Consider the following 19,347-nt stretch of genomic DNA (forward strand, 5'->3'; position numbering starts at 1 on the left):
GAGCCGCCGAGACCCCTAGAGTCGACGCACACCGGTTCGGGCGAGAGGGTGGGGATGTCGACTCCTGCGGGGTGGTACGACGACGGTCACGGCCGTCGTCGCTTCTGGGATGGATCCGCGTGGACGGCGCACGTCGCGCCTCAGCCCACGCCGCCGGGCGCAGGACGGCCGGCCATCGCGCCGCCCGCGCCGGGTGCCGTGCGGCCCGCGATCGCGCCGGCGGCCCCGTTGACAGAGGCCCCGACGGCGCGGACCCCCTACGGCACCGTCCACGTGCCGCAGACGCCGTACGGCGTCGCGCCCGTGCCGCAGACGCCCTACCGTGTCGCGCCCGTGCCGCCGCACCCCGCCGCTGGCTACGCCGTCGCTCCCTCTGGCGCCACACCGTACGGAGCAGCGCCGTACGGTGTCGCCTCGCACGGCGTCGTGCCCTACGTCGTCGCGCCGGTGCCGGCGCCGAACGGCGTGGGGGTCGCGGGATTCGTCGTCGGCCTCGTCTCGCTGTTCCTCCCGGTCTTCCTCGGGCTGTTCGGCGGCCTCGTCGGGCTCGGCCTGTCGATCGGCGGACTCGTGCGCACCGGCAGGCGCAAGGGACTCGCGATCGCGGGAGTCGTGCTGAGCGTGGCCGCGATCATCCTCATCGTCTGACGCGCCCCCGCGGTACGGTTCTCGCATGCCCGAGTCCCTCTCCCTCGCCGCGTCGGGCGAGCAGTTCGACGTCCACATCGCGCGCCCCGAGGGGGAGCCGATCGGCGGTCTCGTCGTGATCCACGAGATCTGGGGTCTCGTCGAGCACATCCGCGACGTCGCCGACCGTTTCGCCGAGCTCGGATGGCTCGTCGCGGCGCCCGACATCCTCACCCGCGGCGGTCTCGAGCCCGCCCTCGGCGAGGAGCTCTTCGCGGTCATGAACAGCGCCGACGAAGAGGCGAGGACGGCGGCACAGCCCCGCATGCGCGACGCGCTGTCCGGCACGCGGGCGCCGGAATACGCGGGATGGGCCGTCGCGGCGCTCGAGGCGACCGTCGACTGGCTCGCGGCGCAGCCGGGCGTGGGCGGTCGCCTCGCCGTGACCGGGTTCTGCTTCGGCGGGACCTACGCGTTCCTCCTCGCGGCCGACGACGATCGCATCCGTGCAGCCGCCCCCTTCTACGGGACCGCGCCGAGCCCCGCAGACATCGCGAAGATCCGGGCGCCGATCCTCGCGCTGTACGGACGGCACGACCCCTCGCTCATCGACGCCCTCCCCGATGTCGTCTCGGCGATGTCGGCTGCGGGCGTCGACTTCGAGCCGGTCGTCTACCCCGACTCCGCGCATGCGTTCTTCAACGACGCGGGTCGCCGCTACAACCCGGTCGACGCGACGGACGCGTGGACGCGGGTCACGCGGTTCCTGCGCGCGCACGTGTGACGGCTGCGCCGACGGCGGAACGGGATGCCGCGACGAGCGCTCGTCGGGGGTTTGTGGCGAGCTCTGCTGCGCCATCGTGACCCCATGACCGACGTCCTCGTCCTCGGCGGAACGGGTTGACTGAGCGGCCGCGCAGCCGAGCGCTTCGTCGGCCGCGGCATCCCGCCGATTTGCCGCCTCCCGCCGCGAGGCGCTATCGTCACGGCATGCCTTCGGCCGCGCAGCCCTCCGCGATGCTCCTCATGAGCGTCGTTCCCGCGCGCCGACGTCCGGGCGGACGCCGACTCTAGGCGACCCTGCCGGGCACCCGTTCGCGGGTGGACCCGCGGGTGTCGCCGTCTCCGGCTCATCGTCGTCGAGCGCTCTCGGCGACGGTCCGACTCCGTCCAGACCTTAAGGTGGAATCCATGACCTATTCGGTCGCCGTCTCCGGGGCATCCGGCTATGCAGGCGGCGAGATCCTGCGCCTGCTCGCGTCGCACCCCGACGTCGAGATCCGCACCGTCACCGCACACTCGAACGCGGGTCAGCCCCTCATCGAACACCAGCCGCACCTGCGGTCGCTCGCGCACCTCACGCTGCAGGAGACGACGCCCGACGTCCTCGCAGGCCACGACATCGTCTTCCTCGCGCTGCCGCACGGCCAGTCCGGGCAGTACACGCAGACGCTGGCCGACACGCCGCTCGTGATCGACGCGGGTGCAGATCACAGGCTGACGTCGGCCGCCGACTGGGACGAGTTCTACGGCGGCGACTTCCGCGAGCCGTGGACCTACGGTGTGCCCGAGCTTCCCGTCGCGGGGGGCAGGCAGCGCGCGAACCTCGTCGGTGCGAGCCGCATCGCGGCGCCCGGCTGCAACGCGTCGACCGTCGCCCTGAGCCTCGCGCCCGGCGTCGCGGCGGGGGTCGTCGATCCGTCCGACATCGTGAGCGTGCTGGCGGTCGGGCCGTCCGGCGCGGGCAGGAGCCTCAAGCCGCACCTGCTCGCGAGCGAGCTGCTCGGCTCGGCGAGCCCGTACTCGGTAGGAGGCGTGCACCGCCACATCCCCGAGATCCGCCAGGCCCTCGTCGGGGCGGGTGCGCGCGGCGACGTGCGCATCTCGTTCACGCCCGTCCTCGTGCCGATGGCGCGCGGCATCCTCGCGACGACGACGGCTCCCATCGCGCCGGGGGTGACGGATGCCGAGATCCGTGACGCCTGGGAGTCCGCCTACCGCGGCGAGACGTTCGTGCAGCTCCTCCCGGCGGGGCGGTTCCCGCGCACGGCCGACGTGCTGGGCGCCAACACCGCCCTCCTCGGTCTCGCGATCGACCGCGCGGCGAACCGCGTCGTCGTCGCCGCGGCCGTCGACAATCTCGTCAAGGGGACGGCGGGCGCCGCCATCCAGTCCATGAACATCGCGCTCGGGCTCCCAGAGGACCGCGCTCTCACCGTGAACGGAGTCGCCCCGTGAGCGTCACCGCCCCTCAGGGATTCGTCGCCGCCGGCGTCGCCGCCGGACTCAAGTCGACGGGCAGGCCGGATGTCGCCGTCGTCGTCAATCGCGGCCCCCTCAAGGTCGGCGCCGCCGTCTTCACGAGCAACCGCGCCAAGGCCAACCCCGTCATCTGGTCGCAGCAGGTGATCCGGGACGGCACCGTCGAGGCGATCGTGCTCAACGCGGGCGGCGCGAACTGCTTCACGGGCGCGTTCGGCTTCCAGACGACGCACGAGACCGCGGAGAGGGCCGCCGAGCTGCTCGCCGTGAGCGCCGGCGACATCCTCGTGTGCTCGACGGGCCTCATCGGCTCGGGTGACGAGGTGTTCCGCGCGAAAGTGCTCGCCGGCACGGAGCAGGCGATCGCGCAGCTCTCCGCCGAGGGGGCGGAGGCGGCATCCGAGGCCATCATGACGACCGACTCGCGGCCCAAGCGCGTCGTCGCCGCCGGAGACGCGTGGACGATCGGCGGGATGGCGAAGGGGGCGGGGATGCTGGCGCCCGGCCTCGCGACGATGCTCGTCGTGCTCACGACCGATGCCGTCCTCACACCCGAGGAGGCCGACGCGCACCTGCGGCACGCGACCCGCGTGAGCTTCGACCGGCTCGACTCCGACGGCTGCATGTCGACGAACGACCAGGTTTCGCTCCTCGTGAGCGGTGCGAGCGGCGTCACCCCCGATCCCGACGAGTTCCGCACGGCGCTCACCGAGGCGTGCATCGCGCTCGCCGAGCAGCTGCAGGCGGATGCCGAGGGCGCGAGCCACGACATCCGCATCGTCGTCGAGAACGCGGCATCCGAGGACGACGCCGTCGTGGTGGGTCGCTCGGTCGCCCGCAACAACCTCTTCAAGGCCGCGATCTTCGGCAACGACCCCAACTGGGGCCGCGTGCTCGCCGCGATCGGCACGACGGATGCCGCGTTCGATCCGTATGACGTCGATGTGTGGATGAACGGCGTCCGCGTGTGCACGGCGGGCGGGCCCGATCGGCCGCGCGAGGAGGTCGACCTCACGCCCCGCGCGACGCACGTCCTGATAGACCTCAAGGCGGGCGACGCCTCGGCCATCATCCTCACCAACGACCTGACGCACGACTACGTCCACGAGAACAGCGCGTACTCCTCATGACCGAGCCCGCGATCCAGGACACCGATCCCGACGAGGCGAGCGCGAAGGCGGCGAGTCTCATCGAGTCGCTGCCGTGGCTGCGCCGCTTCCATGACCAGATCGTCGTCGTCAAGTACGGCGGCAACGCCATGGTGAGCGACGAGCTGCAGGATGCGTTCGCCGCCGACATCGCCTACCTCCGCTATGTCGGGGTCAAGCCCGTCGTCGTGCACGGCGGAGGCCCGCAGATCTCCAGCATGCTCGATCGCCTCGCGATCCCGAGCGAGTTCAAGGGCGGCTACCGCGTCACCTCGACGGAGGCCATCGGCGTCGTCCGGATGGTGCTGACAGGTCAGATCAATCCGCAGCTCGTCGCGAAGATCAACGCGCACGGGCCACACGCTGCGGGTCTCTCGGGCGAGGACGCCGGCCTGTTCGGCGGACGCAGGCGGGGCGTCGTCGTCGACGGCGTCGAGCAGGACCTCGGTCGCGTCGGCGACGTCGTCGAGGTCGACCCGCAGCCCGTCCTCGACCAGCTCGCGGCAGGGCGCATCCCGGTCGTCTCGAGCATCGCGCCCGACCTCGACAACCCGGGACACTCCCTCAACGTCAACGCGGATGCAGCCGCCGCGGCCCTCGCGGTGGCCCTGGGAGCGGCGAAGCTCGTGGTCCTGACCGACGTGGCCGGGCTCTACGCCGACTGGCCGCGCCGCGACTCGCTCGTCTCGCACCTGACGACGAGCGAGCTGCGCGAGATGCTGCCGCGCCTCGAGTCGGGGATGATCCCCAAGATGCAGGCGTGCCTCGAGGCCGTCGAGGGCGGCGTCGAGACGGCGGCCATCATCGACGGCCGCGTGCCGCACTCGGTGCTGGTCGAGATCTTCACGAGCAAGGGAATCGGAACGGAGGTGGTGGTCGGATGACCGCCTGGCAGGATGACGCGGGGCGCGACCTCGTGCGGAGCTTCGGCGACCGGATGGCGCTGTTCACGCGCGGCGAGGGCGCGTACCTGTGGGATGCCGAGGGCCGGCGCTACCTCGACTTCCTCGCGGGCATCGCGGTGAACTCGCTCGGGCACGCGCATCCCGTCTTCGTCGAGGCCGTCGCGCGCCAGGCGGCGACTCTCGCGCACGTCTCGAACTACTTCGCGACCGAGCCGCAGCTCGCGCTCGCCGCGCGGCTCAAGCGCCTCGCGGGTACGGGCGAGTCCGGTCGCGTCTACTTCGGGAACTCGGGCGCCGAGGCCAATGAGGCGGCCTTCAAGCTCGCCCGGCTCCACGGCGGCGGCGAGCGGACCCGCATCCTCTCGCTCACCGACGGGTTCCACGGCCGCACGATGGGCACGCTCGCGCTCACGGGCAAGCCCTGGATGCAGGAGCCGTTCCTCCCCATGGTCAGCGGCGTCGAGCACCTCGACTCCACGATCGAGGCGCTCGAGGCCGCGCTCGACGATCGCGTCGCGGCGCTGTTCGTCGAGCCCATCAAGGGCGAGGCGGGCGTCGTCGAGCTGCCGGAGGGTTATCTGCAGGCTGCGCGCGAGCTGACCAGCAGGCATGGCGCGCTGTTGATCATCGACGAGGTGCAGACCGGCGCCGGCCGCACGGGCGAGTGGTTCGCCTTCCAGCACGCGGGCATCACGCCCGACGCGATCACGGTCGCGAAGGGCATCGGCGGAGGGTTCCCGATCGGGGCGCTCATCACGTTCGGCGCCGCGAGCGAGCTCTTCTACCCCGGGACGCACGGCTCGACGTTCGGCGGCAACGCACTCGCGACCGCCGTCGCCGGCGCCGTCCTGGGCGAGATCGAGCGCGCAGGCCTCGTGCAGAACGCGGCCGAGCGCGGCGCCCAGCTGCGCGCCGCGATCGCCGCGATCGACTCCCCGCTCGTCACGGGATGCCGCGGCCAGGGCCTGCTCATCGGCGTCGGGCTGCGGCATCCCGTCGCGCGAGCCGTCGTCGCGGCTGCGCAGGAGCACGGGCTCATCATCAACGCGACGGGCGACGACACGATCCGACTCATTCCGGCGCTCAACATCGGCGACGTCGAGATCGACGAGTTCGCCGGCCTGTTCGCGGCGACCCTGCGCACGGTCGAGGACGCGCTGCTGCTCGAGACATCCACGGAGGTTCCCGCATGACCCGTCATCTGCTGCGCGACGACGACCTGAGCCCCGCCGAGCAGAGCGAGATCCTCGACCTCGCGATCGAGCTCAAGAAGGACCGCTGGCAGATCAAGCCCCTCGCCGGCCCGCAGACCGTGGCCGTCATCTTCGACAAGTCGTCGACGCGGACACGCGTCTCGTTCGCGGTCGGGATCGCCGACCTCGGCGGGTCTCCGCTGATCATCTCCACCGCGAACAGCCAGCTCGGGGGCAAGGAGACGCCGTCCGACACGGCACGGGTCCTCGAGCGGCAGGTCGCGGCGATCGTGTGGCGCACGTATGCGCAGGCGGGGCTGGAGGAGATGGCGCGAGGCACACTCGTCCCCGTCGTCAACGCTCTGAGCGACGACTTCCACCCGTGTCAGCTGCTCGCCGACCTTCTGACGATCCGGGAGCACAAGGGCGATCTGAAGGGGCTGACGCTCGCCTTCTTCGGCGACGGCAAGTCGAACATGGCGCACTCCTACGTGCTCGCGGGAGTCACGGCGGGCATGCACGTGCGTGTCGCGTCTCCCGAGGACTACGCCCCTCGAGAGGATGTCATCGCCGACGCCGACCGTCGGGCGGCCGAGACGGGGGGCTCCGTGGCGCTCTACACGGACGCCGTCGAGGCCGCCGCCGGCGCCGACGTCATCGTCACGGACACGTGGGTGTCGATGGGCAAGGAGGAGGAGAAGCTCGCACGCCTGCGCGATCTCGGCGCCTACAAGGTGACGGAGGAGCTCATGGGGATCGCCGACCCCGAGGCGATCTTCATCCACTGTCTCCCCGCCGATCGCGGATACGAAGTCGACGCACGGGTGATCGACGGCCCGCAGAGCGTCGTCTGGGACGAGGCCGAGAACCGTCTGCACGCGCAGAAGGCCCTCCTCGTGTGGCTGCTGAGGCAGCAGTGACGCCGGCGCGGCGAGTCGCGCGCAACTGGGAGCGGCTGACGGGGCCGAGCCGCATCGGCGGCATCGACACGGCCCGCGGTCTCGCCGTCATCGGAATGCTCGCCGCGCACCTGATCGGGCTTCCCGTCCCAGGGCTCGACCCGGAGACCTGGGGCGGTGTGGCGACCGGACGCTCGTCGATCCTGTTCGCGACCCTGGCAGGCGTGTCCGTCGCCCTCATGACCGGGGGAGCGCGACCCGTCGACGGCGAGCGGCTCCGCACGAGCTCCGCGCGGCTCGCGGTGCGTGCGCTCGTGATCTTCCTCATCGGGCTGATGCTGGTCGCCCTGAACACGCCCATCATCATCATCCTGCCGACCTACGGCATCCTGTTCCTCCTCGCGATCCCGCTGCTGTCCGTGCCGCCTCGGGGGCTGGCCGGCATCGCCGTTGCGCTCGGAGTCGCGACGCCGCTGCTGTGGGCCTTCGTGAAGCTCGTCGCGGAGTGGAGCACCGACGAGCAGTCGGCCGCGTTCCTCATCCTGGGCCTGGAGTACCCCTTCGTCGTGTGGATCGCGTTCCTCGTCGCGGGCATGGCGGTCGGGCGGCTTCCGCTGCGCTCGTGGCGGACGGGGCTGCTGCTCGTCGCGATCGGGGGTGCGGTCTCGCTCGTGGGGTACGGGTTCGGGCACCTGTGGCGGGAAGCGACGGGGGTGGTCCCCGGCGAGGGCGGATTCCTCGACCACGCCTTCCAGGTCGACCCGCATTCGAGCGGAATGGGCGAGGTGTTCGGCTCGGGCGGGTTCGCGATCCTCGTCATCGGTCTCTCGCTCCTCGTGACCCGCGGAGCGGTCGGCGCGGTGCTCGCACCCCTGCGCGCGCTCGGATCGATGCCGCTGACCGCCTACTCGGGGCAGATCGTCGCGCTCGCCGTCATGCAGGCCACGATCGAGCCGGGGAACTGGCCGAACGAGATGCGCGTCCTCGAGATGTTCGTGCCCTTCACCCTCGTGACGATCCTCTTCTGCACCGCGTGGGCGCTGCTGGTCGGCCGGGGCCCCATCGAGGCCGCCGTCGACCGCTTCTCCCGGTACATGGTGCCCGGCCGACCCGTCGCGCCGGAGCGCACGGCCTCCCTCTCCTGACGGCGCGGTGCAGCGCGGGCGGCCGCGATGATCGCGCGAGACGCGCCGATAGGCTGATGTGGTGAGCGAGAACCATCCCACCGACGACACGCAGGGCACGAACGAGGGCGCGCTGTGGGGTGCCCGCTTCGCGTCGGGGCCGTCTGCAGAGCTCGCCGCCCTGAGCCGCTCGACGCACTTCGACTGGGCCCTCGCGCTCTATGACATCGCGGGATCGCACGCGCACGCGAAGGCGCTCGCCGCAGCCGGGTACCTCACGGCGGACGACGAGCAGCGGATGCACGAGGGGCTCGACGTGCTCGCCCGCGGCATCCAGGACGGAACGCTCGTCGCGCGTCCCGACGACGAAGACGTGCACGGCGCGCTCGAAGCGGCGCTCATCGCGGAGGTCGGTCCCGAGCTCGGCGGCAAGCTGCGCGCCGGGCGCAGCCGCAACGACCAGATCGCGACGCTCGTGCGCATGTATCTGCTCGACCACTCCCGCACGATCGCACGCGACATCCTCCGGCTCGTCGATGCCGTCGTCGCGCAGGCGGAGGCCCATCCCGACGCCGTCATGCCTGGTCGAACGCACCTGCAGCACGCGCAGCCGATCCTGCTCGCCCACCACCTGCAGGCGCACGCGTGGCCGCTCGTCCGCGAGCTCGAGCGGCTGCGCGACTGGTCGGCTCGGGCATCCGTCTCGCCGTACGGCGGGGGAGCGCTCGCGGGATCGTCTCTCGGTCTCGATCCGGCGCTCGTCGCACGGGAGCTCGGACTCGCGCGCCCTGCCGAGAACTCGCTCGACGGCACCTCGTCGCGCGACGTCGTCGCGGAGTTCGCGTTCATCACGGCGATGATCGGCGTCGACCTGTCGCGCTTCGCCGAGGACGTGATCCTGTGGAACACGCGCGAGTTCGGATTCGTGACGCTCGACGACGCGTACTCCACGGGGTCGAGCATCATGCCGCAGAAGAAGAACCCGGACATCGCGGAGCTCGCGCGCGGCAAGGCCGGCAGACTCGTGGGCAACCTGACAGGACTCCTGACGAGCCTCAAGGGCCTTCCGATCGCGTACAACCGCGATCTGCAGGAGGACAAGGAGCCCGTCTTCGACTCCGTGCGCACGCTGGAGCTCGTCCTCCCCGCTTTCGCGGGGATGATCGCGACGATGCGCTTCGACACGGATCGGATGGCGGAGCTCGCGCCGCAGGGCTTCTCGCTCGCGACGGACGTCGCCGACTGGCTCGTGCGACAGGGCGTGCCGTTCCGCGACGCGCATGAGATCTCCGGCGCACTCGTGCGCGCGTGCGAGCAGCGCGGCATCGGGCTCGAAGAGGCATCCGACGATCTGCTCGCGCAGGTCTCGCCGCGCCTGACGCCCGAGGTGCGCACGGTGCTCACGATCGAGGGCTCCGTCGCGTCGCGCTCCGGCGTCGGCGGCACGGCGCCCGTGCGCGTCTCGGAGCAGCGCGCCGAGCTGATCGAGCGCGCCCAGACCGCGGCGCACGCGCTCGGCCTCTAGGCTGCGCACCGGCCGGGGCCGGGGTCGTCCGGCCCGCACCGGCCCGGCCCGCCTTCCGGGAACCGATGCGGTCCGATAAGTGCACGGCTGATATCAGTGAAGTATCAGCATATTGCTGATGTTTACATTTGATAACCGCTATTCTTATTGACATGGACATCGCGGTGACCGTCGACATCGTTGGCTCGCGTCGGCTGGAAGACAGGGATGCCGCCCAGCGCGCGCTCGACGAGGCCATCACCCGGGTCGAGCGCGACCTGCCGCTCGCCGTCCGTGCGCTGCGTCCCACCGTGGGCGACGAGCAGCAGGGCGTGTACGCGAGCCTGGATGCCGCGATGGCGTCACTGCTTCTGCTGCAGCTCGCGCTTCCCGACGGCGTCGCCTGCCGCTTCGGCCTGGGTGTCGGCGCCATCGGATCGGTCGCCTCGGTCCGCGGCGACATCCCGGACGGACCCGGCTGGTGGGCGGCACGAGCGGCGATCGAGACCGTGCACGCGATGGAGCAGCGCGCCGTGCCGTCGTCGCGCACGTGGGTGGCGGCATCCGAGGATCAACCGCCGTCCGTCCACGAGGACGTGCGACGCGCCAACGCATATCTGCTCGCACGCGACGCGCTCGTCGCCGGCATGAGCGAGCGCGCGCGTCGGCTGACCTACGGGCGATGCCTCGGTGCGACGCAGCGCGAGCTGGCGAAGGCGGAGGGCATCACGCAGCCCGCCGTGTCGCAGCTGCTCGCCAACGCCGGCGCTCAGGCGATCGTCGAGGGGTTCCGCCTGCTCACGGCGCACTGACCGCGGACGTCACCAGATCGCGAGCCGCACGAGCGCGCCGACGACGCACGCCCACAGCAGGCTCGCGAGCGTGCCGATGATGAAACGCTCCCGGGCCTCCGCGGCGGCGAGCTCCGAGAAGCGTCCGATGCCCTTGATCGCGACGACCACGGCGATCGCCTCGGGGTATCCCGCGATGATCGCGATGACGACCGCGAGCCGCTCGAGGTAGCCGATCGTCGTGCCGCCCCGAAGGAGCGAGTCGAAGTCCGAGGGCGAAGCGCCCTTCTGCGTCGAAGGGAGGAGGATGCCGCCGTCCGCCGTCTCCCGTACGCGCCCGCCGGTCGCCACCTCGAGCACGCGACGAGTCACGGGGTTGCCCCCCACGACTCCCACGGCGAGGCCGAGCGGAGCGATCACGATCCCCGCGATCGGGACGATGTCGACGGGGCTTGCCGCGACGAGGACCGTCGAGAACACGACCAGCGTGCCGGCGACGAGCAGAGGCGCCGTCGTCGGACGCCGAACGGTGATGACGCTGAGCACGAGCGTTGCCGACAGCGCGAGGAAGACGAAGATCGACAGGCCGGCGGCGAACAGTGCATGAGGGAAGGCGATCTCCATGCGCGCAAGTCTTCCACGACCCTCCCGCGGTCCCGGGGCGGGCTCGGCCGATGACGCGACTCCTCTGCGGAAGACTCGTCCCGGCATGCTCGCCGCCGGGGGAGGCGTCCGCCCGCTGATAGCCTGAAGCGCGTGTCTGCTACTCCCGTGAGCGCGACCGCGCCCGCCAACGACCCGACGTTCGAGAACGTCTGGGATGAGCTCGTCTGGCGCGGACTCGTGCATGTGTCCACCGACCAGGAGGCGCTGCGCGCCCTGCTCGCGGGGGATCCCATCACCTACTACTGCGGCTTCGACCCGACTGCGCCGAGCCTTCATCTCGGCAACCTCGTGCAGCTGCTCACGATGCGCCGCATCCAGCTCGCGGGGCACCGTCCGCTCGGCCTCGTCGGCGGATCGACGGGTCTCGTCGGCGATCCCCGGCCGACCGCCGAGCGCACGCTCAACACGCGTGAGACGGTCGCCGAGTGGGTCGACCGACTGCGGGGGCAGGTCGAGCAGTACCTCAGCTTCGACGGCGACAACGCAGCGCGCATCGTCAACAACCTCGACTGGACGGCGCCCCTGTCCGCGATCGACTTCCTCCGTGAGATCGGCAAGCACTACAGGGTCGGCACGATGATCAAGAAGGATGCCGTCGCCGCCCGCCTCAACTCCGATGCGGGCATCAGCTACACCGAGTTCAGCTACCAGATCCTCCAGGGCCTCGACTTCCTCGAGCTGTACCGCCAGTACGGCTGCGTTCTGCAGACCGGAGGCTCCGATCAGTGGGGCAACCTGACGAGCGGGACCGACCTCATCCATCGCGTCGAAGGCGCGTCCGTGCACGCGATCGGCACACCGCTCATCACGAACAGCGACGGCACGAAGTTCGGCAAGAGCGAGGGCAACGCCATCTGGATCGACGCGGGGATGACGAGCCCGTACGCGTTCTACCAGTTCTGGCTCAACACCGACGACGGCGACGTCGTCGAGCGCCTCAAGGTCTTCACGTTCCTCTCGCGTGCCGAGATCGAGGAGTACGAGCGGCTCGTCGAGGTCGAGCCGTTCCGTCGCGAGGCCCAGAAGCGCCTCGCGCTCGAGGTCACCTCCACGGTGCACGGCCCGGATGCCGCCGCCGCCGTCATCGCGGCATCCGAAGCCCTGTTCGGCCAAGGGGACCTCACCGCCCTCGACCCCGCGACGCTGCGCTCGGCGCTCGAGGAGCTTCCGCACGCGGAAGTCTCGCTCGAGACGACCGTCGTGCAGGCCCTCGTCGAGACGGGACTCGTCGCGAGCCTCAGCGAGGGGCGCCGCGCGGTCGCGCAGGGTGGCGTGTCGCTCGACGGCGTTCGCGTCGAGGACGAGGGGGCGCTCGTGACGGGCGCGCTGCCGGGCGGGGTCTCGGTGCTGCGCCGCGGCAAGAAGACCCTCGCTGGCCTATTCGTCTCGACGGGCCGCTGAGCGACGTCACCGCGCGCCCGAAGCGAGCGGTGACCGCGCGGCCGCTCGAGCCGTCATGGTCTCGTCACGTTCTCGTGACGGTGTGCGCACGAGGTCCTCACGCGCGCATGACGACGCCGTAACGGGCACCCCCATACCTTCGTGCTGTCGATCCGTCGGATCGATGGCGGACCGGTGATCCGGTCCGCGCACACGGAGGAAATGGGAGGAATGCCATGGCCGCAAAGGACGAGATCGTCCCCCGTGCCGTCGGCGCGAAGAAGGGCTCGAAGGGAGCGGACGTCACGCGACTGCAGAACTACCTGCGGGCGTTCGGCTACCTCGACTCGGATCGACTGGACGACTTCGGCGTCGGTCGCGAACTGGCTGCGCCGCAGCCTGAGCAGGGCACGTTCGACGACTTCACCGAGGAGGCTCTGCAGACCTTCCAGGCGCGATACGGGCTTCCGGTCACGGGCGTCGTCGACGCGGCCACGCTCGCGCTGCTCGAGAAGCCGAGGTGCGGATTCCCAGACACGGCCGAGTTCGTCGCGCAGGGCAACAAGTGGACCACGAACGACCTGAGATACGGGTTCATCGAGTTCACCGGCGACCTCACGCAGGCGCAGGCCCGAACCGCCGTCGCGACCGCTCTCGGGTACTGGGCGGCCGTCACGCCGCTGACCTTCACCGAGGTGCCGAACGCGAACGACCCGGACATCAGGATCCGCTTCGTCGCGGGCGACCACCAGGACGGGAGCCCCTTCGACGGCGCGTCCGGTGTGCTGGCGCATGCCTACTATCCGCCGCCGAACGGCGGGGACATCGCGGGAGACGCGCACTTCGACGAGGCCGAGACCTGGTCGGTCGATCTGCCGGCCTCCGGCACCGACCTGTACACGGTCGCGGCGCACGAGTTCGGGCACTCTCTCGGGCTCGCCCACTCCACGGTGTCGGGTGCGCTCATGTACCCGTACTACGGAGGGCCTCACCGATTCCTCAGCGATGACGACATCGCCGGGATCCAATCGATCTACGGCGGCAGCCCGTGGATCACGGCGACGCTGGACAGCGTGTACGCCACGCCCCACTCCAAGAACGCCTGGGCGTATCCCCATGGCGTCGGCTGGCGCAAGATCCAGCCACTCACGGCGGACGGCGTCTCGAACGTGTTCGCCACGCTCGTGCGGGCACGTGCCGCCGGCAGCGCGGTGACGCTGCACGTCACCGGCAACGAGATCGACACCGTCTATCTCTGAACGATCACTCTCTACAGCAGGAAGCAAAGGAAAGACATCATGGCCGTATACAACACGACGATCGGTCGCATCTACGCGACCCCGCACGCCTCGAACGCGTGGGCATGGCTCAACGCCGCAGGCGGGTGGCGCAAGATCTCCGAGACGAGTGCGGACGGGCACACGAACACCCACGTCGCGCTCACGGCGGCGCGCAGCAGCGGGGCGACCGTTCGCGTCGACACCGACGCCGCCGACAGCAAGATCGTCGCCGTCTACCTGTGAGGAGTCCGCACATGAGCAGCATGAACATCACGATCAGCCTCAGCGGCGTGGCGGCGGGCTCAGATGCCGCCGTCGGGTCGGACGCGTCGGCACCGGCACCGGATCCGTCCGTGGGCGGCGACGTCGCGGGGCTCGCGGGCGGATCCGCGGCGGGCCCCGCACCGGATGCCGCCGCCGGATCGGTCTCGGCCGGGGCGGGCGAGATCGCCGGACCCGCGCCCGACGGCGTCGGGGGAGCGATCGCCGGACAGGCCGACACGGCGGCTCCGCCGCCGATGTCGCTGACCGATCTCGACGCGATCATCGCGGGAGCCCCGGGCGATGACTGACGCCGGCCGCGGCGGCGAGCTGCAGGGCAACCTGCTGCTCGCCGCCGTGCTCTCGCGTCCGCTTCCCGGTGGAGCATCTCCTGTCCGCCTGGCGGATCTGGCGTTCGCACGGGACGACGACGGAGCGGTCCGCGTCGTCGTCGACGGCATGGACAGCGCCGGATCCGAGCGCCTCGTGGACGAGGCCGCTCGCGCGGGCGGTCCGATCCGCATCCTGGCGGCAGCCGAGGACTCTTCGACGCAGAGCGGACGCGTGCAGGCGGCGGTGCACGTCGCCCGCCCCGAGAAGACCGCCGCGGGCGTCCGCGTCCGTGTGAGCGTGTCGACGTGGCAGAGCGGCCGGGAGGTCCCCCTCGAGTCCATCGTGTTCGAGTTCGTCGACGCGGACGGGGAGTGGACGCTGTCCGGCTCTCCCACGCACTCCGCCGGCTGAGGACTCAGTCCCTCGCCGCGCGGAGGGCGAAGCTCGGCGGAACCCCGAGCTCGTCCTTCAGGATCGTCGCCAGCTGCGAGAAGGTCCGCATCGCCTCGGCGCGATTGCCCTCGCCCAGCTGAGCGTCGATCAGCGCGGCATACGCGCTCTCACGCAGCGGCTCTGCGCGCACGGCGGCCATCGCGGCGCGGACCGCGCGCGCGAACGAGCCGCTCGCCGCGAGCCGACGGCTGTGGGTCTCGAGCGCGCGCGCACGCAGCTCCGTGAAGCGGCTCTGCTCGCTCTCGAGCCATTCCTCCCACCACGACTCCAGCAGCGGATGGTGCAGCATCGCGACGGGATCGCCGCACTCGCACTCCTCGCCGGCGACCACCCGCTCCCCGACGTGCACAGCGCTGTCCCAGTCCACGTGGACATTCGGCGAGAGCGCGATCGAGCCACGATCGCACTCGATCAGCGGGTTGACCTCGAGGCGGTGCAGCTGGTGCAGAGAAGACCGGACGCACATCAGCGCGCGCTCGTGCGTCTTGTCCGGCCAGAGCATGCCGGCGATCTTCGTCCGGCGCATCGGACGCGTCGTGATCGACAGCAGCGCGAGAAGCCGCTGTTCACGGCCGGCGACCGCGACCGGCACGCCGTCGTGCGTCAGCTCGAAGTCCGGGAGCAGAGCGAGGGTCGTGCTCGCATGTGAGCGCTGGCGCAGGCTGTCGCACGTGAGTTCCATGTCGCACCTCCCGAAGCCCCATCCGCCATACATGAAAGAGGGTCTTCGCGGTGCGCTGATACCACTCCGGCGATCCCCACGTCGGGTGTGCGCGTCCGCCGGTTCGCGCGACTCGGGTAGCGTCGGGGCGATGCCGTTCACACCGAGCCATGCCGTCGTCGCGCTGCCGTTCGTGCGGACGCCGCTCGTTCCCGCGGCCGTCGCCGTCGGTGCGATGACCCCCGACCTCCCGCTCTTCGTGCGCGGCACGCCCCTCACCTACGCGTACACGCACTCGGCCGAGGGAGTCGTCGTCACGAGCCTCGTCGCGCTCGTGCTGCTCTTCGTGTGGCGCAGCGTCCTGAGACCCGCCGCGCGCGAGCTCTCGCCGCGTGCGCTGGCGGCGCGGCTTCCGGGGGAGTGGGATGCCGGAGCCGCCGCGTCGGCGCTCGAGACGCTCGGAGTCGCCCACTCAGGACCGCGGCGGGCGTGGTACCCGCTCGCCCTCGCGGCATCGATCCTCATCGGCGTCATCTCCCATCCGCTCTGGGATGCGTTCACGCACGAGGGCCGGCTCGGCCTGGCTGCGCTGCAGACCGAATGGGGCCCGCTTCCCGGCTACAAGTGGCTCCAGTACGGCTCAGGGATCGTGGGGCTCGCGATCATCGCCGTGTGGGCTGTGCTCTGGCTTCGGAAGCGGTCGGCGGCGGCATCCGTCGATCGCGTTCTCCCCTCCGCGGTGAGGTGGGCGTGGTGGGCGTCGCTGCCCGTGATCCTCGCGATCGCGTGGGCGACCGGTCTCTTCGTGTCAGGTCCCCTCGACGCCGAGTTCACCGTGGCGCACCTGGCCTACCGGGTGCTGCCGCCCGCGTCCGCTCTGTGGTGCGGGCTGACCTTCGTGCTGTGCGTGATCGTGCAGCTCGTGCGGGCGCGCCGCAAGCGCTGATCCGGGCGGGCGAGCGGACCGACCCGCGTGCCTCGGGGCCGCGCCCCCGCGAGTCGGCTGCCGCGCGGGGCTTCACGGCCAGAGCAGGCCGTGCCGCCAGGGTCCGCCGAGCGCGTCGCGGCGGTACTCGAGCCGCACCTGGCCGTCGCTCGTCGCCGCCCAGAACTCCACGACCGTCGGCTGCAGCACCATCGCCGACCAGTTCGGCGCCACGAGGTCCGGGTGTGTCGCGATCTCCGACTTCGCCTCGGCGAATGCGTCGGCGTACTCCGCCAATGAGCCCAGCGGGGCGCTCTGGGCGCCGATGATCGCCGCCGCCCGCGAGTGAGCCGGCCGCGCGAGGAAGTCGACGGCAGTGGCATCCCGCCCTGCGTCCACGACGAGCCCCGACACCCGCACCTGCCGACCGTGCTCGCGCCAGAAGAAGGTCAGAGCGGCGTGCGGATCGGCCGCGAGGTCGACTGCCTTCGGCGCCTCCGTCCGTGTCGCGAACCACCAGCCGCGCTCGTCGAGGTCCTTGAGCAGCAGGGTCCGCGCACCGACGCTCCCGGATGGGCCCGCGGTCGAGAGCGTCCCCGCGTGCGGTGCGGAGACCCCCTGCGAGATGGCGGCGTCGAGCCACTCCTCGAAGAGCTCTCGCGGATCGTCCGGCGCGCCCTCGACCGAGAAGCCCATCGGCTCCGCGGGGAGGACGGCGAGCCCGCGGAGGCGCTCCCGCCACGCCAGGGGGCGGCCGACGGCATCCCGGAGCGCAGCGACCGCGTCGCCGTCGGACCGTCCGGCGCCGTCCGGGCCGATGAACACGGCGACGACGCGCGCCTCCGGGTCGCTCTCCCACGCAGGACGGATCGCGTCCCGCCAGCGCCACAGGTTGGGATGCGTGACGTCGGGACACGCCTCGGCGGGCTCGAGCAGAGTGATCGCGCGGTCGAGCTGCTCACGCGAGACCTCGAACGCGCCCGTTCCGCCGGCGTGGCCGAGCACGGATGCGAGCACGACGGCGGGAAGCCGATGTGCGACGGTGCCGACGAGCGGGAAGTGCTCAGGCCTCGGGCCCGCCTCCCCGGACGGCACGAAGGCCACGGCGTGCGCGAGCGGCTGCGTCCACCCGGGGATCCGTGCGGCGAAGCGCTCTCTTGCGGCGGCGAGGTCGGCGGGAGTCGCCCACCGTTCGAGGGACGTCATGATGCGACGGTACCGGATGCCGCACCCGCCGCAGCGGGGCATGCGTCCCTTGCCGTGCCGCTCAGCGAGCGAGCCATGACGGCTCGTCCTGCCCCCAGGGGCGCGGGGGCGCGAACGCGACCGGCCCGCCGTCGTACGAGACGGCGGGGGCGGCCGTCGTCACGAGGGCGCCGTCGACGTCGAACGTCTGCAGATGCGGCGCGGGATCGAAGGATGCCGCAGTCTCGGGCTCCGCCGTGCGCGGCATCCCGAGCAGCTCCGCCGCGATGCGCCGCAGCGACGTCTCCGCCAGCCATGAGCCGCCTTCCTGCGCCCGGCGGGCGAGGAGGTCGATCGCCGCAGCGGCCAGGAGGTAGCCCGCGCTGTGATCGAGGGCCTGCGCGGGCAGTGCGCCGGGGCGCGTGCCGTCGGCGGACTCGATCCACGAGATCCCGGAGGACGCCTGCACGAGGCTGTCGAACCCGCGACGGTCGGGATCGCCCCACGCGGTGTGGCGGACGACGACGACGCCGGGACGGCGCTGCGCGAGCTGGGCGGGGGAGAGCCCGAGCCTCGCGAGCGCCGCCGGGCGGTAGCCCAGCGCGACGACGTCCGCGTCGGCCAGGAGCGCCTCGAAGCGCGCGCGGCCGGGCGACGACGCGAGGTCGAGCACCGCCGAGCGCTTGCCGTGTCCCGTGTCGAGGTGCTGCCACGCGATCTCCGGCATGCCGGGCGGGTCGATGCGCAGGACGTCGGCCCCGAGCAGCGCGAGGGTCCGCGTGCCGACGGGGCCCGCGATCACGCGCGTGAGATCGAGGACCCGGATGCCGCGCAGCGGCGCGTCGGCAGGCCCGCCCGGACCCGGCTTGAGCGGGGCCGCGCCGAGCCGTCTGTCCTCGACGAGGCGTGTCGTGCGCAGCTCGTCGTCGACGTCGGGCTTCTCGTGGTTGACGGCGACGCACAGTCCGCCTGAGCGCGAGACGGCCTGGACCGCGACGCCGGCGGGAACGCCGGCCAGTGCTGCGGCCAGCGCCTCGCCGTCGGCGTCGGGAGGAAGACCGAGCCCGCGCCGCAGCGCCGACGCGTGGTGCGGGTAGTTGCCGTGCGTGCGGACCCAGCCGTCCGACGTGCGGAAGAAGCCTGACAACGCCGCCCAGGCCGGAGGGGCCTCACCCGCGATGCGGAGATGCCGTTCGCTCGCGTACGCGACGGCGATCCGCTCGGGGTCGAGTCGAACGGCCCCGCCTCCGGCGACGCGTGCGGCGGCGTCCGACGCCGCGTACACGGCCGCATATGCGAGCGCGCCGACGCTCGTCCGCGCGGGCAGGGGGACTGCCGGCTGGTCCGTGGCCATGTCCAGACGGTACGCCCGCCGTGCCCGTCCGACCGCACGCACGGGCGCCGGAGGCGCGTGTTTCCGCGGATCGCTCCGTGCGACACGCCCGGGGTGCGGGGTGGATTCGACGGGAGGTGTGGGGGCACGTAAAGTATTACTTGTTCGCCCCACAGGGAAGAGCGAGAGGCCAGACGGCCCGCCCCCTCAAGCGGAGAACACATCCTCTTCCAGATGACTGCCGATGTCGGTTTGACAGCCGGTCGGGATGGGATAAGATAGTCAGGTTGCCCTGCGTGGGAAGCTGCGAAGCCGACGCGTAGGAGTGTCCGATCCTTGAGAACTCAACAGCGTGCACTTGTCAAATGCCAAATTTTACCTCGTCCTGGTCTTCGGATCGGGTGAGATTCCTTTGGA

At 71.5% G+C, this 19,347-nt stretch carries 20 protein-coding genes; 16 read left to right on the top strand and 4 right to left on the bottom strand.

Going from position 1 to position 19,347, the window contains the following annotated elements; genetic code table 11:
• The first annotated feature begins 54 nt into the window (after positions 1-54).
• From FHS08_RS12430 to FHS08_RS12475, 10 genes are all read left to right on the top strand, one after another.
• Positions 55-648, top strand: a complete 594-nt coding sequence (locus FHS08_RS12430) for a DUF2510 domain-containing protein (RefSeq protein ID WP_167039399.1) — start codon at positions 55-57, stop codon at positions 646-648.
• A 25-nt stretch (positions 649-673) separates the two neighbouring features.
• Entirely contained in the window at positions 674-1,411 is a 738-nt protein-coding gene (locus FHS08_RS12435) for a dienelactone hydrolase family protein (protein WP_167039401.1), read from the top strand.
• 407 nt (positions 1,412-1,818) lie between these two features.
• The gene (gene argC / locus FHS08_RS12440) at positions 1,819-2,865 is read left to right on the top strand and encodes an N-acetyl-gamma-glutamyl-phosphate reductase (protein ID WP_167039403.1); all 1,047 of its coding nucleotides are present in this window, start codon (positions 1,819-1,821) and stop codon (positions 2,863-2,865) included.
• Positions 2,862-4,019 carry a bifunctional glutamate N-acetyltransferase/amino-acid acetyltransferase ArgJ gene (gene argJ / locus FHS08_RS12445; protein ID WP_167039405.1) on the top strand — a complete coding sequence of 386 codons (1,158 nt, stop codon included), beginning with the start codon at positions 2,862-2,864 and terminating at the stop codon, positions 4,017-4,019. The genes argC and argJ overlap by 4 nt, the downstream gene beginning before the upstream one ends.
• Entirely contained in the window at positions 4,016-4,921 is a 906-nt protein-coding gene (gene argB, locus FHS08_RS12450; RefSeq protein WP_167039407.1) for an acetylglutamate kinase, read from the top strand. Before argJ ends, argB begins: the two co-directional genes overlap by 4 nt.
• Positions 4,918-6,135, top strand: a complete 1,218-nt coding sequence (locus tag FHS08_RS12455; RefSeq protein ID WP_167039409.1) for an acetylornithine transaminase — start codon at positions 4,918-4,920, stop codon at positions 6,133-6,135. The genes argB and FHS08_RS12455 overlap by 4 nt, the downstream gene beginning before the upstream one ends.
• On the top strand, positions 6,132-7,055 hold the full coding sequence (gene argF / locus FHS08_RS12460; protein WP_167039412.1) for an ornithine carbamoyltransferase: 924 nt from the start codon (positions 6,132-6,134) through the stop codon (positions 7,053-7,055). The genes FHS08_RS12455 and argF overlap by 4 nt, the downstream gene beginning before the upstream one ends.
• The gene (locus FHS08_RS12465; protein ID WP_341800397.1) at positions 7,034-8,179 is read left to right on the top strand and encodes a heparan-alpha-glucosaminide N-acetyltransferase domain-containing protein; all 1,146 of its coding nucleotides are present in this window, start codon (positions 7,034-7,036) and stop codon (positions 8,177-8,179) included. Before argF ends, FHS08_RS12465 begins: the two co-directional genes overlap by 22 nt.
• A gap of 61 nt (positions 8,180-8,240) precedes the next feature.
• Positions 8,241-9,683, top strand: a complete 1,443-nt coding sequence (argH, locus tag FHS08_RS12470) for an argininosuccinate lyase (protein ID WP_167039414.1) — start codon at positions 8,241-8,243, stop codon at positions 9,681-9,683.
• Positions 9,684-9,835: 152 nt separating this feature from the next.
• Complete coding sequence (locus tag FHS08_RS12475; protein ID WP_167039416.1) at positions 9,836-10,474, top strand: SatD family protein; 639 nt, start codon at positions 9,836-9,838, stop codon at positions 10,472-10,474.
• A gap of 9 nt (positions 10,475-10,483) precedes the next feature.
• Here FHS08_RS12475 and FHS08_RS12480 read toward each other — a convergent pair whose 3' ends face one another.
• A complete protein-coding gene (locus FHS08_RS12480) occupies positions 10,484-11,077 on the bottom strand; it encodes a hypothetical protein (RefSeq protein WP_167039418.1) in 594 nt (197 codons plus the stop codon).
• A 132-nt stretch (positions 11,078-11,209) separates the two neighbouring features.
• Between FHS08_RS12480 and tyrS the strand changes: the two genes are divergently transcribed.
• The 5 genes from tyrS (at position 11,210) to FHS08_RS12505 (ending at position 14,784) form a co-directional block, all read left to right on the top strand.
• Positions 11,210-12,520 carry a tyrosine--tRNA ligase gene (gene tyrS / locus FHS08_RS12485; protein ID WP_424960801.1) on the top strand — a complete coding sequence of 437 codons (1,311 nt, stop codon included), beginning with the start codon at positions 11,210-11,212 and terminating at the stop codon, positions 12,518-12,520.
• 215 nt (positions 12,521-12,735) lie between these two features.
• A complete protein-coding gene (locus tag FHS08_RS12490) occupies positions 12,736-13,758 on the top strand; it encodes a matrixin family metalloprotease (protein WP_167039420.1) in 1,023 nt (340 codons plus the stop codon).
• Between the two features lie 39 nt (positions 13,759-13,797).
• Positions 13,798-14,022, top strand: coding sequence for a hypothetical protein (locus FHS08_RS12495; protein ID WP_167039422.1), 225 nt, complete (start codon positions 13,798-13,800; stop codon positions 14,020-14,022).
• An 11-nt stretch (positions 14,023-14,033) separates the two neighbouring features.
• Positions 14,034-14,351: a hypothetical protein gene (locus FHS08_RS12500; protein WP_167039424.1), complete on the top strand. Its 318-nt coding sequence runs from the start codon at positions 14,034-14,036 to the stop codon at positions 14,349-14,351.
• On the top strand, positions 14,344-14,784 hold the full coding sequence (locus tag FHS08_RS12505) for a hypothetical protein (protein ID WP_167039426.1): 441 nt from the start codon (positions 14,344-14,346) through the stop codon (positions 14,782-14,784). The genes FHS08_RS12500 and FHS08_RS12505 overlap by 8 nt, the downstream gene beginning before the upstream one ends.
• 4 nt (positions 14,785-14,788) lie before the next feature.
• Here the strand turns inward: FHS08_RS12505 and FHS08_RS12510 are convergent, their stop codons facing one another.
• Positions 14,789-15,508 (bottom strand): AfsR/SARP family transcriptional regulator, encoded by a 720-nt coding sequence (locus FHS08_RS12510; RefSeq protein ID WP_167039428.1) that lies wholly within the window; start codon positions 15,506-15,508, stop codon positions 14,789-14,791.
• 130 nt (positions 15,509-15,638) lie between these two features.
• Between FHS08_RS12510 and FHS08_RS12515 the strand changes: the two genes are divergently transcribed.
• Complete coding sequence (locus FHS08_RS12515) at positions 15,639-16,433, top strand: DUF4184 family protein (protein WP_167039430.1); 795 nt, start codon at positions 15,639-15,641, stop codon at positions 16,431-16,433.
• Between the two features lie 72 nt (positions 16,434-16,505).
• Here FHS08_RS12515 and FHS08_RS12520 read toward each other — a convergent pair whose 3' ends face one another.
• Together FHS08_RS12520 and FHS08_RS12525 are read right to left on the bottom strand one after the other, a co-directional pair.
• Positions 16,506-17,618 carry a pyridoxine/pyridoxamine 5'-phosphate oxidase gene (locus FHS08_RS12520; protein WP_167039432.1) on the bottom strand — a complete coding sequence of 371 codons (1,113 nt, stop codon included), beginning with the start codon at positions 17,616-17,618 and terminating at the stop codon, positions 16,506-16,508.
• 61 nt (positions 17,619-17,679) lie between these two features.
• Positions 17,680-18,951: a CoA transferase gene (locus FHS08_RS12525; protein WP_167039434.1), complete on the bottom strand. Its 1,272-nt coding sequence runs from the start codon at positions 18,949-18,951 to the stop codon at positions 17,680-17,682.
• Positions 18,952-19,347: the final 396 nt, after the last annotated feature.

The organism is Microbacterium ulmi, from assembly GCF_011759705.1.
Lineage (GTDB): Bacteria > Actinomycetota > Actinomycetes > Actinomycetales > Microbacteriaceae > Microbacterium > Microbacterium ulmi.

Bases quoted from the DNA above. Each gene is read 5' to 3' on its own strand.
- FHS08_RS12430 (WP_167039399.1), top strand. From the start codon at position 55: ATGTCGACTCCTGCGGGGTGGTACGACGACGGTCACGGCCGTCGTCGC.
- FHS08_RS12435 (WP_167039401.1), top strand. From the start codon at position 674: ATGCCCGAGTCCCTCTCCCTCGCCGCGTCGGGCGAGCAGTTCGACGTC.
- argC (WP_167039403.1), top strand. From the start codon at position 1,819: ATGACCTATTCGGTCGCCGTCTCCGGGGCATCCGGCTATGCAGGCGGC.
- argB (WP_167039407.1), top strand. From the start codon at position 4,016: ATGACCGAGCCCGCGATCCAGGACACCGATCCCGACGAGGCGAGCGCG.
- FHS08_RS12455 (WP_167039409.1), top strand. From the start codon at position 4,918: ATGACCGCCTGGCAGGATGACGCGGGGCGCGACCTCGTGCGGAGCTTC.
- argF (WP_167039412.1), top strand. From the start codon at position 6,132: ATGACCCGTCATCTGCTGCGCGACGACGACCTGAGCCCCGCCGAGCAG.
- FHS08_RS12475 (WP_167039416.1), top strand. From the start codon at position 9,836: ATGGACATCGCGGTGACCGTCGACATCGTTGGCTCGCGTCGGCTGGAA.
- FHS08_RS12480 (WP_167039418.1), bottom strand. From the start codon at position 11,077: ATGGAGATCGCCTTCCCTCATGCACTGTTCGCCGCCGGCCTGTCGATC.
- FHS08_RS12490 (WP_167039420.1), top strand. From the start codon at position 12,736: ATGGCCGCAAAGGACGAGATCGTCCCCCGTGCCGTCGGCGCGAAGAAG.
- FHS08_RS12495 (WP_167039422.1), top strand. From the start codon at position 13,798: ATGGCCGTATACAACACGACGATCGGTCGCATCTACGCGACCCCGCAC.
- FHS08_RS12500 (WP_167039424.1), top strand. From the start codon at position 14,034: ATGAGCAGCATGAACATCACGATCAGCCTCAGCGGCGTGGCGGCGGGC.
- FHS08_RS12505 (WP_167039426.1), top strand. From the start codon at position 14,344: ATGACTGACGCCGGCCGCGGCGGCGAGCTGCAGGGCAACCTGCTGCTC.
- FHS08_RS12510 (WP_167039428.1), bottom strand. From the start codon at position 15,508: ATGGAACTCACGTGCGACAGCCTGCGCCAGCGCTCACATGCGAGCACG.
- FHS08_RS12515 (WP_167039430.1), top strand. From the start codon at position 15,639: ATGCCGTTCACACCGAGCCATGCCGTCGTCGCGCTGCCGTTCGTGCGG.
- FHS08_RS12520 (WP_167039432.1), bottom strand. From the start codon at position 17,618: ATGACGTCCCTCGAACGGTGGGCGACTCCCGCCGACCTCGCCGCCGCA.
- FHS08_RS12525 (WP_167039434.1), bottom strand. From the start codon at position 18,951: ATGGCCACGGACCAGCCGGCAGTCCCCCTGCCCGCGCGGACGAGCGTC.